The sequence below is a fragment of the Dokdonella aquatica genome (assembly GCF_051987395.1).
GTDB lineage: Bacteria > Pseudomonadota > Gammaproteobacteria > Xanthomonadales > Rhodanobacteraceae > Dokdonella.
The window spans coordinates 3,224,448-3,238,523 of record NZ_CP197094.1; the positions used below are offsets into that span (position 1 = coordinate 3,224,448).

The 14,076-nt window shown below is 71.0% G+C and carries 14 protein-coding genes; 5 read left to right on the forward strand and 9 right to left on the reverse strand.

Annotation, left to right across the window (positions count from 1 at the left end):
- Positions 1-5 precede the first annotated feature (5 nt).
- From ribH to ACQQ2N_RS14480, 4 genes are read left to right on the forward strand one after another with little or no spacing between them, the layout of a single operon-like run.
- Complete coding sequence (gene ribH, locus ACQQ2N_RS14465) at positions 6-470, forward strand: 6,7-dimethyl-8-ribityllumazine synthase (protein ID WP_440222284.1); 465 nt, start codon at positions 6-8, stop codon at positions 468-470.
- On the forward strand, positions 455-925 hold the full coding sequence (gene nusB, locus ACQQ2N_RS14470) for a transcription antitermination factor NusB (RefSeq protein WP_440222285.1): 471 nt from the start codon (positions 455-457) through the stop codon (positions 923-925). The genes ribH and nusB overlap by 16 nt, the downstream gene beginning before the upstream one ends.
- A gap of 7 nt (positions 926-932) precedes the next feature.
- On the forward strand, positions 933-1,892 hold the full coding sequence (gene thiL / locus ACQQ2N_RS14475) for a thiamine-phosphate kinase (RefSeq protein ID WP_440222286.1): 960 nt from the start codon (positions 933-935) through the stop codon (positions 1,890-1,892).
- Positions 1,889-2,386 (forward strand): phosphatidylglycerophosphatase A family protein, encoded by a 498-nt coding sequence (locus ACQQ2N_RS14480; protein WP_440222287.1) that lies wholly within the window; start codon positions 1,889-1,891, stop codon positions 2,384-2,386. The genes thiL and ACQQ2N_RS14480 overlap by 4 nt, the downstream gene beginning before the upstream one ends.
- A gap of 18 nt (positions 2,387-2,404) precedes the next feature.
- Here ACQQ2N_RS14480 and ACQQ2N_RS14485 read toward each other — a convergent pair whose 3' ends face one another.
- From ACQQ2N_RS14485 to ACQQ2N_RS14495, 3 genes are read right to left on the reverse strand one after another with little or no spacing between them, the layout of a single operon-like run.
- Positions 2,405-3,007, reverse strand: a complete 603-nt coding sequence (locus ACQQ2N_RS14485) for a BON domain-containing protein (protein WP_440222288.1) — start codon at positions 3,005-3,007, stop codon at positions 2,405-2,407.
- A gap of 11 nt (positions 3,008-3,018) precedes the next feature.
- The gene (locus ACQQ2N_RS14490) at positions 3,019-3,372 is read right to left on the reverse strand and encodes a YraN family protein (RefSeq protein WP_440222289.1); all 354 of its coding nucleotides are present in this window, start codon (positions 3,370-3,372) and stop codon (positions 3,019-3,021) included.
- A gap of 5 nt (positions 3,373-3,377) precedes the next feature.
- Positions 3,378-5,207: a penicillin-binding protein activator gene (locus ACQQ2N_RS14495; protein ID WP_440222290.1), complete on the reverse strand. Its 1,830-nt coding sequence runs from the start codon at positions 5,205-5,207 to the stop codon at positions 3,378-3,380.
- A 145-nt stretch (positions 5,208-5,352) separates the two neighbouring features.
- On the opposite strand from ACQQ2N_RS14495, the gene rsmI reads away from it, so the two are divergent.
- On the forward strand, positions 5,353-6,180 hold the full coding sequence (gene rsmI, locus ACQQ2N_RS14500; protein WP_440222291.1) for a 16S rRNA (cytidine(1402)-2'-O)-methyltransferase: 828 nt from the start codon (positions 5,353-5,355) through the stop codon (positions 6,178-6,180).
- A gap of 497 nt (positions 6,181-6,677) precedes the next feature.
- Here the strand turns inward: rsmI and ACQQ2N_RS14505 are convergent, their stop codons facing one another.
- From ACQQ2N_RS14505 to ACQQ2N_RS14530, 6 genes are all read right to left on the reverse strand, one after another.
- Positions 6,678-9,482, reverse strand: a complete 2,805-nt coding sequence (locus ACQQ2N_RS14505) for a lamin tail domain-containing protein (RefSeq protein ID WP_440222292.1) — start codon at positions 9,480-9,482, stop codon at positions 6,678-6,680.
- 227 nt (positions 9,483-9,709) lie between these two features.
- A complete protein-coding gene (gene rlmM, locus ACQQ2N_RS14510) occupies positions 9,710-10,765 on the reverse strand; it encodes a 23S rRNA (cytidine(2498)-2'-O)-methyltransferase RlmM (protein WP_440225768.1) in 1,056 nt (351 codons plus the stop codon).
- A 40-nt stretch (positions 10,766-10,805) separates the two neighbouring features.
- Positions 10,806-11,393, reverse strand: coding sequence for a nucleoside deaminase (locus ACQQ2N_RS14515; RefSeq protein ID WP_440222293.1), 588 nt, complete (start codon positions 11,391-11,393; stop codon positions 10,806-10,808).
- Position 11,394: 1 nt separating this feature from the next.
- The gene (locus ACQQ2N_RS14520; protein WP_440222294.1) at positions 11,395-11,730 is read right to left on the reverse strand and encodes a hypothetical protein; all 336 of its coding nucleotides are present in this window, start codon (positions 11,728-11,730) and stop codon (positions 11,395-11,397) included.
- Between the two features lies 1 nt (position 11,731).
- On the reverse strand, positions 11,732-13,465 hold the full coding sequence (locus tag ACQQ2N_RS14525) for a glutamine--tRNA ligase/YqeY domain fusion protein (RefSeq protein ID WP_440222295.1): 1,734 nt from the start codon (positions 13,463-13,465) through the stop codon (positions 11,732-11,734).
- A gap of 93 nt (positions 13,466-13,558) precedes the next feature.
- Positions 13,559-13,858, reverse strand: a complete 300-nt coding sequence (locus ACQQ2N_RS14530) for a DUF3253 domain-containing protein (RefSeq protein ID WP_440222296.1) — start codon at positions 13,856-13,858, stop codon at positions 13,559-13,561.
- Between the last annotated feature and the right edge of the window lie 218 nt (positions 13,859-14,076).

The window sequence follows — 14,076 nt, forward strand, 5'->3', positions numbered from 1 at the left end:
ACCCCATGAACACAGTCGAAGGCACCTTGCGCGCCGCGCCCGATGCGCGTTTCGCGATCGTCGCGAGCCGCTGGAATCCCGGCATCGTCGATGCCCTCGTCGCCGGCGCCGAGCGTGCGCTGGCCGAGCACGGCATCACGGCCGAGGCGATCGACCTCGTGCGCGTGCCCGGCGCCTGGGAGATCCCCGTGGTCGCAGCGACGCTGGCTGCACGTGGCGGCCATGCGGCGATCCTCGCGCTCGGCTGCGTCGTGCGCGGCGACACGCGCCACTACGAGCACGTCGCCGACGGTTGTGCGCAAGGCCTCATGCGCGTGGCCGTGCAGCATCGCGTGCCCGTGCTCAACGGCGTGCTCGCCGTCGAGGACCACGCCCACGCGCGCGAGCGTGCCGGTGGCGTGCACGGCAACAAGGGCGAGGACATCGCGCTCGCCGCGCTCGAAATGACCGATCTATGGAGAAAGCTGTGACCGCGCCGCGTCCTTCCGGAGTCGACCTCGCCGCGCGTTCGCGCGCCCGCCGCCGTGCTTTGCAGGCGATCTACGCCTGGCAGGTGGGCGGCAACAAGATGGCCGGCGTGATCGAGCAGTTCCGCCACGAGCAGGACATGGAGATCGCCGATCTCGAGTATTTCGAGGATCTGCTGCGCGGCGTCGAGAAGCACGTCGATGAACTCGACGCCGGCCTCAAGGGCCACCTCGACCGCGAAGTCGCCCAGCTCGACCAGATCGAGCGCGCGGCACTGCGCATGGCCGCCTACGAATTCCGTTACCGCCCCGACGTGCCGTACCGCGTCGTGATCAACGAGGCGGTCGAAGTGACCAAGCGCTTCGGCGCCGACCACGGCCACACCTACGTCAACGGCGTGCTCGACAAGCTCGCGGCCGACTGGCGCAGCGTCGAGTACCGCGGCGGCTCGCGCTGACGGCCGCGTGGCCGAGTTCGACCTCATCGACCTGCTCGCCGCGCGCTGCGCGGCGTCGCGTGCGGATGTCGTGCTCGGCATCGGCGACGACGGCGCGATCCTCGCGCCGCCGCCCGGGCAGCACCTCGTCGTCGTCACCGACACGCTCGTCGCGGGCGTGCATTTCCCGTTGTCGACGGCGCCGTTCGATCTCGGCTGGAAGGCCCTCGCGGTCAACCTCAGCGACCTCGCCGCGATGGGCGCCACGCCGCTCTGGGCCAGCCTCGCGCTGACCTTGCCCGAGCCTTCGCGCGCGTTCGTCGAAGGCTTCGCCGACGGCTTCGCGACGCTTGCGTCGCGCCATGGCGTGGCCTTGATCGGCGGCGACACGACGCGCGGCCCGCTCGCGGTGACGGTGACGCTGCACGGTGCCGTGCCGCCGGGGCAGGCCTTGCGTCGCGACGGTGCGCGTGCCGGCGATGCGGTCTACGTGACCGGTTCGCTCGGCGATGCGGCGGCGGCGCTGCAGGTGCTGCTCGATCCCGCCGCGGGCGAGGTCGATGCGCGCCTGCGCACGCGCCTGGACCGTCCCGAGCCGCGCGTCGAGGCCGGCCTCGCATTGCGCGGCGCCGCGAGCGCCTGCATCGACATTTCCGACGGCCTCGTCGCCGACCTCGGCCACGTCGCACGGCGCAGCGGCGTCGCGATCGAACTCGAGGTCGACGCGCTGCCGGCGTCACCAGCGCTGTTCGAGGCGCTGCCGGACCGCGTGCCGCGGCGCGCCGCACAGGCCGCGGGCGGCGACGACTACGAACTCGCGTTCACGCTCGATCCCGCGCGCGAAGCGGCGATGCGAACGCGCGATGGTGGCCTCGGTGTCACCTGGACGCGCATCGGTCGCGTCGTCGAGGGCGAAGGCGTGCGCCTGCTCGATCGCCATGGACACGACATCGTCCTGCCGCGTGCAGGCTGGGAGCATTTCGCATGAGACTCGATCGCGAGCAGCGCCGCGCCGTGCTCGGTCATCCCGCAGGCTGGATCGCGAGCGGTTTCGGTTCGGGTCTGAGTCCGTTCGCGCCCGGCACGGCCGGATCGCTCGCCGCCTTGGTGCCGTGGCTCGCGCTGCGCGAGCTGCCGCCGATCGCCCTCGCAGTCGTCATCGTCGCGGCGTTCGCGCTCGGCGTGTGGGCGTCGGAGGTCGTCGTGCGCCGGCTCGGACTGCAGGATCCCGGCGTGATCGTGTGGGACGAGTTCGTCGGCCAGTGGATCACGCTGGTGCCGCTGCTCGTCTGGCCGCAGGCACCGTGGTGGTGGATCGTGGTCGGCTTCCTCGTGTTCCGCGTCGCCGACATCGCCAAGCCGTGGCCGGCCTCGTGGGCCGACCGCACGGTGAAAGGCGGCTTCGGCGTCATGCTCGACGACGCCTTCGCGGGCGTGTGGGCCGCGCTCGCACTGGCCGGGCTGCTCGCGCTCGCGGCCTGATTCTCGCTGGACGGCGCCTCAGCGCGCCGGCGCGTCCTTGTACTCGAAGATCTTGACCACGCGCTCGACGCCGTTGACGTTGCGCGCGATCGTCGTGGCGATCTCGTCCTCTTCCGCGCTGACGATGCCGAGCAGGTAGACCGTGCGGTGCGCGGTGCTGACCTTGATGCGGGTCGGATCGAAGCCCGGTGTGCTCACCGCGTCGGTCAGCGCGAGCTTGACGCGCGCGGTGAGGCGGTTGTCGTTGCGGCGTGTCCAGAAGCCTTCCGGCTCCATGACGTCGATCTCGTTGACGATGCGGCGCACGCCTTCGAAGCCGGTGACCGTGGCCTCGGCGCGCTGCTTGAGCTCGGGCGTGCGCACTTCGCCCATGAGCAGCATGACGCCGTTGTAGACCGCGATCATGACGCGGTTCTGCAGCACGAGTTCCTTGTCGCGGTTGATCGTGTCGTAGGCGCCGAGCTGGATGCGCTTGTCGTCGACGACCGTGCCGAAGCCGCGGCGGTCGTGCACCGACGAACCCGTCGCGACCGCACCGCCGGCGACGACCGCGATGCAGCCGCCGAGCAGCGGCAGGATGACGAGGACGGGCAGCAGCAGGCGGGGCAGGGTGGAAGGCATCGTGGATCCTCTCAGGCGTCGAAGGCGTTGCGGTGCCAGTCGATCTCGGGCGCTTGCGCGCTGCCGGTGATCGCGAGCACGTCGAAGCGGCAGGCATGCCGCGCGAGGTCGGGACGGGATTGCAGGAACAGCCCTGCCGCGGCGACGAGGCGTGCGCGCTTGCTCGCGGTCACCGAATCGAGCGCGCCGCCGAAACCGCCGGAGCGGCGGTAGCGCACCTCGATGAAGACGACGGTCGTGCCGTCGCGCATGACGAGATCGAGCTCGCCGTGGCGGTAGTTCACGTTGCGCGCGACGAGCGCGAGGCCGTGCCGCTGCGCATGCGCGAGGGCGAGGTCCTCGAACGTGGCGCCGGCCGCGCGCACGCGCGTCAGGGCACCATGGTCGGCGCGAGGGCACCTTGCGCAGGCCGCGCGACGCCGCCCGAGAAACGCGCCCACGACAGCACGCGATGGATGCGTCCGAAACTGTCGGCGGCGAGCTGGCCGGTCGCGCCGTCGAGGTAGGCGTCGGGATTGGCGAGCAGCCAGTCCATGTACGGCAGCAGCGCGTACGCATCCATGCCGAACGCGAACAGGCGCGCGCCGACACCGCCCGCGCTGGGCAGGTCGTGCGAGACGAGGTTGCGGTCGGGGCGACCGGTCACGGGCGTGAACAGCCACGTCGCGTCGCAGAACTCGACGCCGTCGAGGTCGCGGTCCATGCCGGGGCTGACCTCGCCCGAATGCACGTGCGAACTCGCGTAGACCGGCACGTTGAAGCCCGCGAGGCGTAGCTGCGGCAGCAGCAGGCGGGCCTGCTGCGGGCGCATGCTGATGAACACGCCGCTGCCGGCCGGCGCGACCTTGCCGGTGCCGTCGGGCGAGCTCGTGTCGCCGAGTCCCGGCGTGGCCTGCAGGATCGCGGTCTTGTAGTTGAACTCGGCGTCGCGCACGCGCGCCTCGCCGGTGATGCTGCCGCCGTGCGCCTCGAACTGGGCGCGGAAGGCGCGACCGGCGCGCTCGGCCCAGTCGGCTTCGGTGACGAGGATCGCGCTGCGCGTGATGCCGAGCGCGAGCATGCGGTCGGCCGCCTGCGCGCCTTCGGCCTCGGGCAGCAGGCTGAACTCGGCGCTGCCGCGCGGCGGCGTCTCGCCGGTGTCGGGATGGTTGAGCGCCAGCACGCGCACCGGCAGCTGTTGGCGGAACAGCTGGCCCACCGCTTCGCGCTGCAGCGGGCCGACCACGAAACCGGCGCCGTCGGCGACCGCGCGCTGGTAGGCCGCGATCGCGTCCTGCGGCGTCGCGCCGGCATCGTAGACGCGCAGTTCGGGGCGCTTGCCGCTGTCGTCGTTGTAGTAGGCCGCGAGGAAGCCGTCGCGGATCGACTGCGCGACCGCGGCGACCTGGCCACCGAGCGGCAGCACGAGCGCGATGCGGCCGAGTGCCGTGTAGCCCTCGCGCTGGTAGCTCGCGTCGTCACCCGCGATCAGCGTGCCGACCGGGCGCTGCGGATGCGGCAGGTCGCGCGGCAGCACCTGGCCCTTGCCGCGCAGCGCCTGCTCGATCCACGGCAGCAGCGCGTCGCCGGGACGCAGCGAGGTCGCGCGTGCGCGCAGCGTGCGGTCGTCGAGCGCGGACAGCACGGCGAGGATCTCGGCGCGGTTCATGTCGCGGTCCGCGCCGGTGAGGCGCTCGTCGAGCTGGGCACGCAGGCGCGCCGCGGCGAAACGGTCGCCGTTGGCGGCCTCGGTACGTGCACGCAGTTCGAGCACGCGCAGCTGCAGCGCGGGCGGCACGCTGCCTTCGGGGATCATGAGCAGCGCGCCTGCGCGCTGGGCGTCGTTGGCGCGCAACGCGAGCTCGGCTTCGAGCAGGTCCGCGCGCAAGGCTTCGTCGGACGCGAGTCGGCGGCGCTGCACGCCGTCGAGCGCTCGTGCGACGCCATCGAAGTCACCGGCTTCGCGGCGCGTCTCGGCGGCACGCAGTCGGTAGTGCGCCTGGGCCTCGCCACGGCTCGCATCGGCGAGGTCGAGGAACGCCTGCGCCGCGGCGTCGAGATCACCTTCTTCGGCGAGCTGCTCGGCGCGTTGCGCGCTGGGGCCGCCCGATCGGTCTTCCACCGGCGCACCGACCGGCGCCGAAGCGCAGCCGACGAGTGCGAGCAGGAGGAAGGCGAGGGCGAGCACGCGTGGCACGGGTCGACGGAGCATCACGGTCATCGGAACACGTTCGACGGAAAGTCCGATGATAGCCCGTAAGCCCGTCGCGCACCGGCGACCGTCCCGGCGTGCACGCCGGCGCGGTGCGTCGTCGTTCATGCCGGCCGCGCGCGCGGCTATGCTCGCGCCCTGCACTGGAGACGCCATGGATACCAAGAAGGGCCGCCTGTGGGTGGTCGCCACGCCGATCGGCAACCTCGACGATCTCGCGCCGCGCGCCGCGCAGGTGCTGCGCGAGGTCGACCTGGTCGCCGCCGAGGACACGCGCCACAGTGCGCCGCTGCTCGCGCGCGTCGGCAGCCGCGCCGCGATGCTCGCGCTGCACGACCACAACGAGCGCGAGCAGGCCACGCGCATCGTCGAGGCACTCGTGGCGGGCAAGGATGTCGCGCTCGTCGCCGACGCGGGCACGCCGCTGGTCAGCGACCCGGGCTTCCGTCTCGTGCGCGCGGCACGCGAGGCAGGGCTCGCGGTGTCACCCGTGCCGGGACCGTGCGCCGCGATCGCCGCGTTGTCGGTCGCCGGACTGCCGAGCGACCGCTTCGTGTTCGAAGGCTTCCTGCCTTCGCGTGGCGCGGCACGTCGCGAACAGCTCGGCACGCTCGTCGCCGAGTCGCGCACGCTGATCTTCTACGAATCGAGCCACCGCATCGCCGAGACGCTCGCCGACATGGTCACGGTGTTCGGCGGCGATCGCCGTGCCGTGGTCGCGCGCGAGCTGACGAAGGTGTTCGAGACCGTGCTCGACGACACGCTCGACGGCCTTGTCGCGCGCGTGAACGCCGATGCGAACCAGCAACGCGGCGAGTTCGTCGTGCTCGTGGCCGGCGCGAGCGGCGAGGGTGCCGATGCGACGCTCGCCGAAGGCCGTCGCGTGTTCGCGCTGCTGCGCGAGGAGCTTCCGCCGGCACGTGCGGCCAAGCTCGCCGCCGCGATCACCGGTGCGCCACGCAAGCAGCTCTACGAGGGCTGAGCGGGTCGGTGGCGAAAGCTGGGCCGAAAAACTGGGGTCAGGTTCATTTTCCCGGGAAGTCTCGCGCCAGGCGGGAAAGCGCGGCCAGGAAAATGAACCTGACCCCATTTCTTGGCGCTGCTGCGCGAGGAGCTTCCACCACCGACGCGTGCGGCCAGGCTCGCCGCCGCGATCATCGGTGAGCCGCGCGAGGAACTCCACGAGAGCTGAGCGGGATCCGGACGAAAGCTGGGGCCGGAAAACTGGGGTCAGGTTCATTTTCCCGGCGAGCCACTCGCTCGCCCTGGAAGCGGCAACGGGAAAATGAACCTGACCCCAGGCCTTGTCGCAGGTTCGCGGAACGCGCGTGCTGTGGTGTCGCGAGGTGCACGGCGGAATCGCCTTCGGCGGTTCCGCGCTATCCGCAAGGCACTCACGCCTCGTGAAGCACGACGCCGGCGCGAGGCCGGCGTCGTTTCACTCACCGGGCACGCGTCTCGCGCGTGCCCGGCTTGCCTTCACTCGCCGCCGAACGAGTCGGCGAACACGCGGTCGGTCGCGAGGCGCACGACGAGGCCGTCGTGGTCCGAGACGCCGATCGCGGTGGTGCTGTTGCGCTCGTCCTGGTCGGCGGCGTCGAGGTTGGCGCGGCCGTAGGCGAAGCCCGCGAACCAGGCCTTGGCCGGGCCGTTGAGCATGGCGTGGTCGAGCACCTGCATGATCGGCACGTCACGGCCGCGGTCGATCGAGGTCGCCGAGGCACGCGTGTAGCCGAGGATCTCGCCGAACTGCTCGGTGAACAGGAACGAGTACTGCTCGTTGGCCGGCAGAGAGGTCACGGCGTTCCACAGCGGCGGCGAGACGATGTTCGGCGTGCCGAGGTCGACCGTGTTGGCGGCGTCGTCGTAGGTGCCCTGCAGCAGACCCGTGATGTGGACGAAACCGTCGCTGTGCACGTAGTCGTTGTAGTCGCCGATCACGAGCAGCGGGCGCGTCGGATGGTTGGTCTGCTGCTCCTGCACGCGCAGCGCCATCGACTTGGCCTGCGTGAAGCGCTTGGCACGGTTGCGGTTGACCTCGTCGAGCGTGCAGCTCGTGCCGGTCGGCGCGTCGACGCAGCTGCGCGACTTCGGGTGCACGACGATCGTCGCGAACGGCTCGCTGCCGAACGTGGCCTCGAGCAGCAGGGCCGGGCGGTCGTGCAGCGTGCGGGTCTGGCCGTCGCGCGGATCGACCCAGGTCTCGGTCTTGTCGAGCTGCGTCACGGTGACGTTGCTGACGCGGCCGCTGTGCACGAGGTAGCCCACGTCGATGCCGCCGACGTCGTTGCCCTCCTCGAGGTACGCCGTGTAGGCGACGCCGTGGTCGGCGAGGATCTTGTCGGCGAGCAGCTGCAGCACGGCGAGGTTCTCGACCTCGACCACGCCGAGCACGTCCGGCGTCTTGAGCACGTTGCCGATGTAGTCGGACAGGCGCGCGAGCTTGAGCTGGAGCGCCGCCGCGTTCGGCTCGCCGCCGTTGCCGCAGGTCGAACTCGTGTTGGTCGCGTCGGTGTCGCACAGGCGCAGCACGTTGAACGATCCGATGCGCAGCTCGTCGCCCTGCTGGCCGGCCGGCACGGCGCGCGGCAGCACGTTCGGCTCGGTCACGGTGAAGCTGGTCGGCCACACCTCGTAGTCGCCGAAGCTGTACGAGACGACGCCCGTCGCGGTGAAGCGCGAGCCACCCGTGATCGCCGTGTTGGCCGGCACCGCGCCGAGCACGTCGGCATCGATCTCGAACACGTGCGGGTTGCCGAGGAACGCGCCGGCCGCCGGATTGCCGGTGCCCGGCACGAGCGGATACAGCGTGCCCGGGCTGCGCAGCGAGCGCTCGCCGCTGGCCGACGCGAAGATCTGCGCGTAGGTGTCGGTGGAGAAGTACTGGTTGCCGCGCGCCACGATGCCGTTGTCGATCTGCACGAGCATGCCTTCGAAGCACTCGAAGTTCGTGTCGCCGCAGCTCAGTGCGGCCGGATCCTGCGACGGCGTGGTCGCGTCGAACACGACCGCGGTCGGCAGCGGACGCGAGGTGTTGGTGACGCTGAGGCCGCTGACCGCGTTGATCTCGGTGAGGCCGAAGTACTCGATGACATTGCCGGTCAGCGTCACCTCGTCACCGACCTGCACGGTCGGCGTGCTGCCCGTGTAGACGTAGATGCCTTCCGAGGTCATCGGGTCGTTGTCGACGGCGTTGTCGGGCGTCTGCATGAAGAAGCCGGCCGGACCGCGCGCGGTCACGATGTTGCCGACCGTCTGCACGCGCTGGCCGACGACCGGCGATTCGGCGCCCGGGCCCTGGATCGCGTGGATCGCGAGCGTGGCGATGTCGTCGTTGAGGATCGTGCCGGTCGCGGTGAGCGACGCAGGCGTGGCGCCGGTGATGCCGGTCAGGGCGAGCGAGAACGTCTCGTTCGGTTCCGGGTCGGTGTCGCCGTTGACGAGCACGGTGATGGTCGTCGTCGTGGCGCCTTCGATGATCGTGGCGGTGCCCGAGACGGCCGTGTAGTCGCTGCCCGCCGTCGCGCTGCCGTCGGCGGTCGCGTAGCTGAAGGTCACGCCGCCGGCCGGTGCCGCGGCGCTGAGCTGGGCGGTGAACACGAACGGTGTCGTGCCGGTGTTGCCCTCGGCGATCGAGACGTCGGCCATGCTGAGCACGGGCGTGCCGGGGCCGGTGCCGCCGCACGGTGCCGCCGTGGTCGCGCTGTTGCGCGGCGTCGGCGTGGCGACGTCGAAGTCGGCATTGTTGCTGCCGGTGTTGGTGCAGCCGGCGGTCTTGCGGATCGCCGCGGTGCCGTTGGTCAACACGGCCGTCGGATTCGGGCAATTGGCGGTCGGGCCATAGCCGACGAGGTCGACAAGCGCGGCCCCGGTCGGGCAGGCGCCCGTCTGGGACGTCGTGTTGCGGACGAGGATGACCTTGCCGGCCGTGCCGCCCATCGCGATCGTGCCGACGAGGTCGGGTGCCGGCAGGGGCGCGATCGTGTTGTTACCGGCGGCCTGCTGGATCAGGTAGTACTGGCCAGGCTGCAGCGTGACGCCGGCCGGAATGTCGGTCTTGTTGTTCCACGTCGTGCCGGCGGCCGAGGTGTACTGCACGGACCAGCCGCCGATGTTCTCGGGCGTCGTGCCATTGTTGAAGAGTTCGATGAAGTCGTTCGTGAAGACCGCGCCACTGTTGCCGCCGCCGCCGTAGGCCTGGCTGATGACGATGTCGGCGTGCGCGCACGTGCTGGCGCCGGCGATCAGCAGCGCTGCGCCGGTGAGCTTGAGATGTCGGAACATGGATTCCCCGCTGGACGTTTGAAACAGAACCGCAACGATAGCCGCCGATTTTGACACAGGCGTTGCGTGCAGGGGGCCGAAGGTCATGCCGCCCCGGTATCGGGCCCCGTGGATAGCGGTGCGCCGCGGTCCCGGAGACGTTGCACCCTGCTGCGGCGGCATGTCGCAACGCAGCTGGCCCGTGCGCCGCGGAGCCGTCCCGCGCGCCGGAAGGATCGACGCCGTGCTCAGCGCACGCGCGCGAAGACCGTGATTTCCTCGCGATCGTGATAGAGCTGCCGTGCGCGCCACTCGAAGCGCCGCCCCGCCGCGGCCAGCGCTTCGGCGAAAAGGTCGTGGCAGAGCGCGACCTCGTCGTAGCGCTTTTTCATCGGCAGCTTGAGGTTGAACACCGTATGCCGGCACCAGCCCTGGGCCAGCCATTCGGCCATGCGCGCGGCGACACGACGCGGCTGCTCGACCATGTCGCAGACCATCCAGTCGACCGGCTGCGCGGGGCGGTAGCGGAAGCCGTCCTCGCGCAGGTGGGTGACCAGGCCGCTGTCGAGCAGGCTCTGCGCCATCGGGCCGTTGTCGACCGAGGTCACGTGCAGCGAGCGACGCACGAGCTGCCAGGTCCAGCCGCCTGGCGCCGCACCGAGATCGACCGCGGTCATGCCGGGCTTGAGCCAGCGTTCGCGCTCGCCTTCGTCGAGCAGGGTCAGCAGCGCCTCCTCGAGCTTGAGCGTCGATCGGCTCGGTGCGGCAGAAGGAAAGCGCAGGCGCGGGATGCCGCCTGGCCACGGTGCCGCGGTGGCGAGATCGGCCTCGGCGACGAACGCGACCGGCGTATCGGTGAGGCCGACGTGAAGTCGCAGGCCCGAGGCGGGATCGAGCAGCTTCTCGCGCTTGAGCGCGGCGACGAGGGCGTTGTTGAGCGCGCGGCACAGGCCGGCGAGTTCGCGGCCGGCGTCGCTGTCGGGCGATTCGATCCAGGCGTCGGCGTAACGACGCCCGGTGGCGCGCACGACCGGCAGGATCACCGACAGGCGGTCCTGCGCGGGCAGCGATTCGAGCCGTGCCAGCACGCGCAGGCACTGGCGTGCGAACGTGAGTCCGCGCCACGGCGTCGACGTGTGGAAGCGCGCGGCGGCGTCGGCATCGGGCAGCACGAACTCGACGTAGCCGCTGTCGCGGCGACTGCGCGCGAAACCGCCCGTCGCGAGCGCCGCGTCACGTGCGGAGAATTCCTGCGCGCATTCGCTCTCGAAGCCGGGGCGGCAGTAGGCGAGCACGCCGTGCATGGTCGTCAGTGTCGCCGTGTGGTGGACGTGGGCACGGCGCTCAGTACGCCGCGCCATCGTGGCCGCGGTAGAGGCGGAACACGTCGCAGGCGGCGTCGCGCAGCACGTCGCGCTGCACGCGGATGCCGCGTTTCTCGAGTTCGCCGACCCAGTCGGCCGGCATCGGGCCTTCGTCGAACTCGCTCAAGGCCATGACGTCCTCGGCGCGTGCGCCGATGAGCACCTCGTCGATGCCGGCCCAGATGCTCGCGCCGTAGCACATCGCGCAGGGCTGCGCGCTCGTGGCGAGCGTGTAGCGGCCGCCGTCGTCATTGAGGCGGAAGCGGCCCGTCGCGGCCTGTGCGGCCATGAAGGCCATGACCTCGGCGTGCGCGACCGAACAGTTCTGCGGCACGACGCGGTTGACGCCCGCGGCGACGAGGTGGCCGGCGCCGTCGAAGATCGCCGCGCCGAACGGACCGCCCGAACGCTCCTGCACGTTGCGGCGCGCGAGGCGGATCGCGAACGCGACCTGCGCTTCGGCATCGGCCGCGTGCACGCCGCCGGCGATCTCGTCCTGCAGCCAGGCCGGCAGCTCGAGCGCGACGCGCAGCGGGAACGTCGAAGGCACGGAAGCGGAGTCGTTCATGTCATTCCTTGCCGGCGTTGGCGGCATCGGTGCAGCGGCCGGCCACGCAGGCGCAGCCCTGGATGTCGGGGAAGCCGCAGATCCCGGCCATGCCCGATTTTGCGCAGGCCGCGCGCACGCGTTCGGGGAAGGTCGGGCTGGCCTTGTTCACGCAGGCCGGGTAGTAACCGCAGCAGTTGCCGACATCCTTGACCGCGCAGTCGGCGTCGACGCGACAGTTCGCATCCACCTCGCCGGGCGGCGCATCGGCTTGCGCAGGGCCAGCCGACGCGCAGGCGCCGAGCAGCAGGCCGAGCACGAGCGTCGCGAGCAGGCGCGGCAGCGCGGGCCGGAACACGTTACTTGCCTGCCGCCTTGGCCCACGCGTCGCGCAGCGTGACGACGCGGTTGAACACGGGCGCACCCGCAGCGTGGTCGCGGCGGTCGGCGACGAAGTAGCCGAGGCGCTCGAACTGCCATACCGACTCGGCGGCGACGTCGCCGAGCGACGGCTCCAGCCACGCGCGTACGATGCGGCGCGAGTTCGGGTTGAGGTGGTCGCGGTAGGTCTTGCCGTCGGTGTCGTCGTCGGGATCGGGCACGTCGAACAGGCGGTCGTAGAGGCGCACGTCGGCGGCGACGGCGCGCGTCGCGTCGACCCAGTGGATCGTGCCCTTGACCTTGCGGTCGGCGCCGGCTTCGCCGGGGCGTGTGGTCGCGTCGAGCGAACAGCGCAGTTCCGTGATCGTGCCGTCGTCGCTGCGCACGACCTCGTCGCAGCGCACGATGCCGACGCCACGCAGGCGCACTTCGCCGCCCGGCACGAGGCGATGGAAGCCCTTGACGGGCTCGGCCATGAAATCCTCGCGCTCGATCCACAGCTCGCGCGAGAACGGCACGTCGCGCATGCCGAACGCTTCGTTCTTGGGATGGTTCGGGAACGACAGCGTCTCGACGTGGCCTTCCGGCAGGTTGGTCAGCACGAGGCGCAGCGGATCGATCACGGCGAGGCGGCGGGCCGCGCTGCCGTCGAGCTCGTCGCGCACGCAGCCTTCGAGCACGCCGTATTCGATCACCGAGTTCTGCTTGGTGACGCCGGCGCGCTCCCAGAACGCGCGGATCGCGGCTGCCGGGAAACCGCGGCGGCGCGCGCCCGAGAGCGTGGGCATGCGCGGGTCGTCCCAGCCGTCGACGAGGCCGTCCTGCACGAGCGCCATGAGCTTGCGCTTGCTCATGACCGTGTAGTCGAGGTTGCCGCGCGCGAACTCGATCTGCTGCGGTCGACCCGGCACGCAGGCGAACCCCGCCGCACGCACCGATTCGGTCAGCTCGGGATGGCCGGGCAGGTCGACGTGGTCGAGGCACCAGTCGTAGAGCGGGCGGTGGTCCTCGAACTCGAGCGTGCACAGCGAGTGCGTGATGCCCTCGATCGCGTCGGAAAGGCAATGCGCGTAGTCGTACATCGGGTAGATCGGCCACGCATCGCCGGTGTTCTGGTGCGTCAGCTTGCGGATGCGGTAGATCGCCGGATCGCGCAGGTTGATGTTGCCCGACGCCATGTCGATCTTCGCGCGCAGCGTGCGCGCGCCGTCGGCGAACTCGCCCGCGCGCATGCGGCGGAACAGGTCGAGGTTCTCCTCGACCGTGCGGTCGCGGAACGGCGAGTTGCGGCCCGGCTCGGTCAGCGTGCCGCGGTAGGCGCGTACCTCGTCGGCGCTGAGGTCGCAGACGTAGGCCTTGCCGTCCTCGATGAGCTTGATCGCGCTGCGGTAGAACACCTCGAAGTAGTCCGAGGCGTGGCGCAGCTCGGCCCAGTCGAAACCGAGCCAGCGCACGTCGTCCTTGATCGCCTCGACGTACTCGACGTCCTCCTTGGCGGGATTGGTGTCGTCGAAGCGCAGGTTGCAGGTGCCGGCGAAATCGCGCGAGATGCCGAAGTTGAGGCAGATGCTCTTGGCGTGGCCGAGATGCAGGTAGCCGTTCGGCTCGGGCGGGAAGCGCGTGCCGACGCGGCCGTCGTGCTTGCCGCCGGCGCGGTCGTCGCTGACGATCTGGCGGATGAAGTTGTTGGGCGTGCTGGCGGCGTCGGTCATGCGCGAGGGCGGCCTGCGCCGCGTTCCGTGAAGACAAGCCGCGCAGTGTAGGGCGGGCGGTGGCGGGCCGACAACCGAGCCCGGGTGGCGGCTTCAGCGGCTGCGCTGGCCGGGCAGGGTGCGCAGGCGCAGCCGTACCGGTCCGCGTGCATCGCGCACGTCGACGACCACCTCGTGCTGCAACGCCTCGATCGTGCCGGCCTCGGCGAGCATCGCGGCGACCGTGCGCACCGGGCGCATGAGGTCGCGCCAGTGGTAGCCGATGCGCATCGATACGGCCTGGGCCGCTTCGCTGAGTGCGATCGTGCGGCCCGCGCCGCGTGCGAGCAGCAGTTCAATGAGGCACTCGCGGATGCGGTCCGCCAGGGCATCGTCGGTGAGGTGGACGGTCATCGGCGCAACAGGCTCGCGTGGGCGTGGAGGCCGTCCTCGGCCGTGGTCGAGCAGATGGGTGCCGCGACCGTCCCCGGCGACACCTTGCCGCCGCACGTCCCGCCGATGCGCTCGCGCGCGCCGTCTCCCCCGGTGCGGGCGATCATAGCGCGTCGGCACGTCCGTGCACGGACCGTTTGTCGCACGCCGGGTCTTCCGGTAGCGTTCGCGAGACGCCC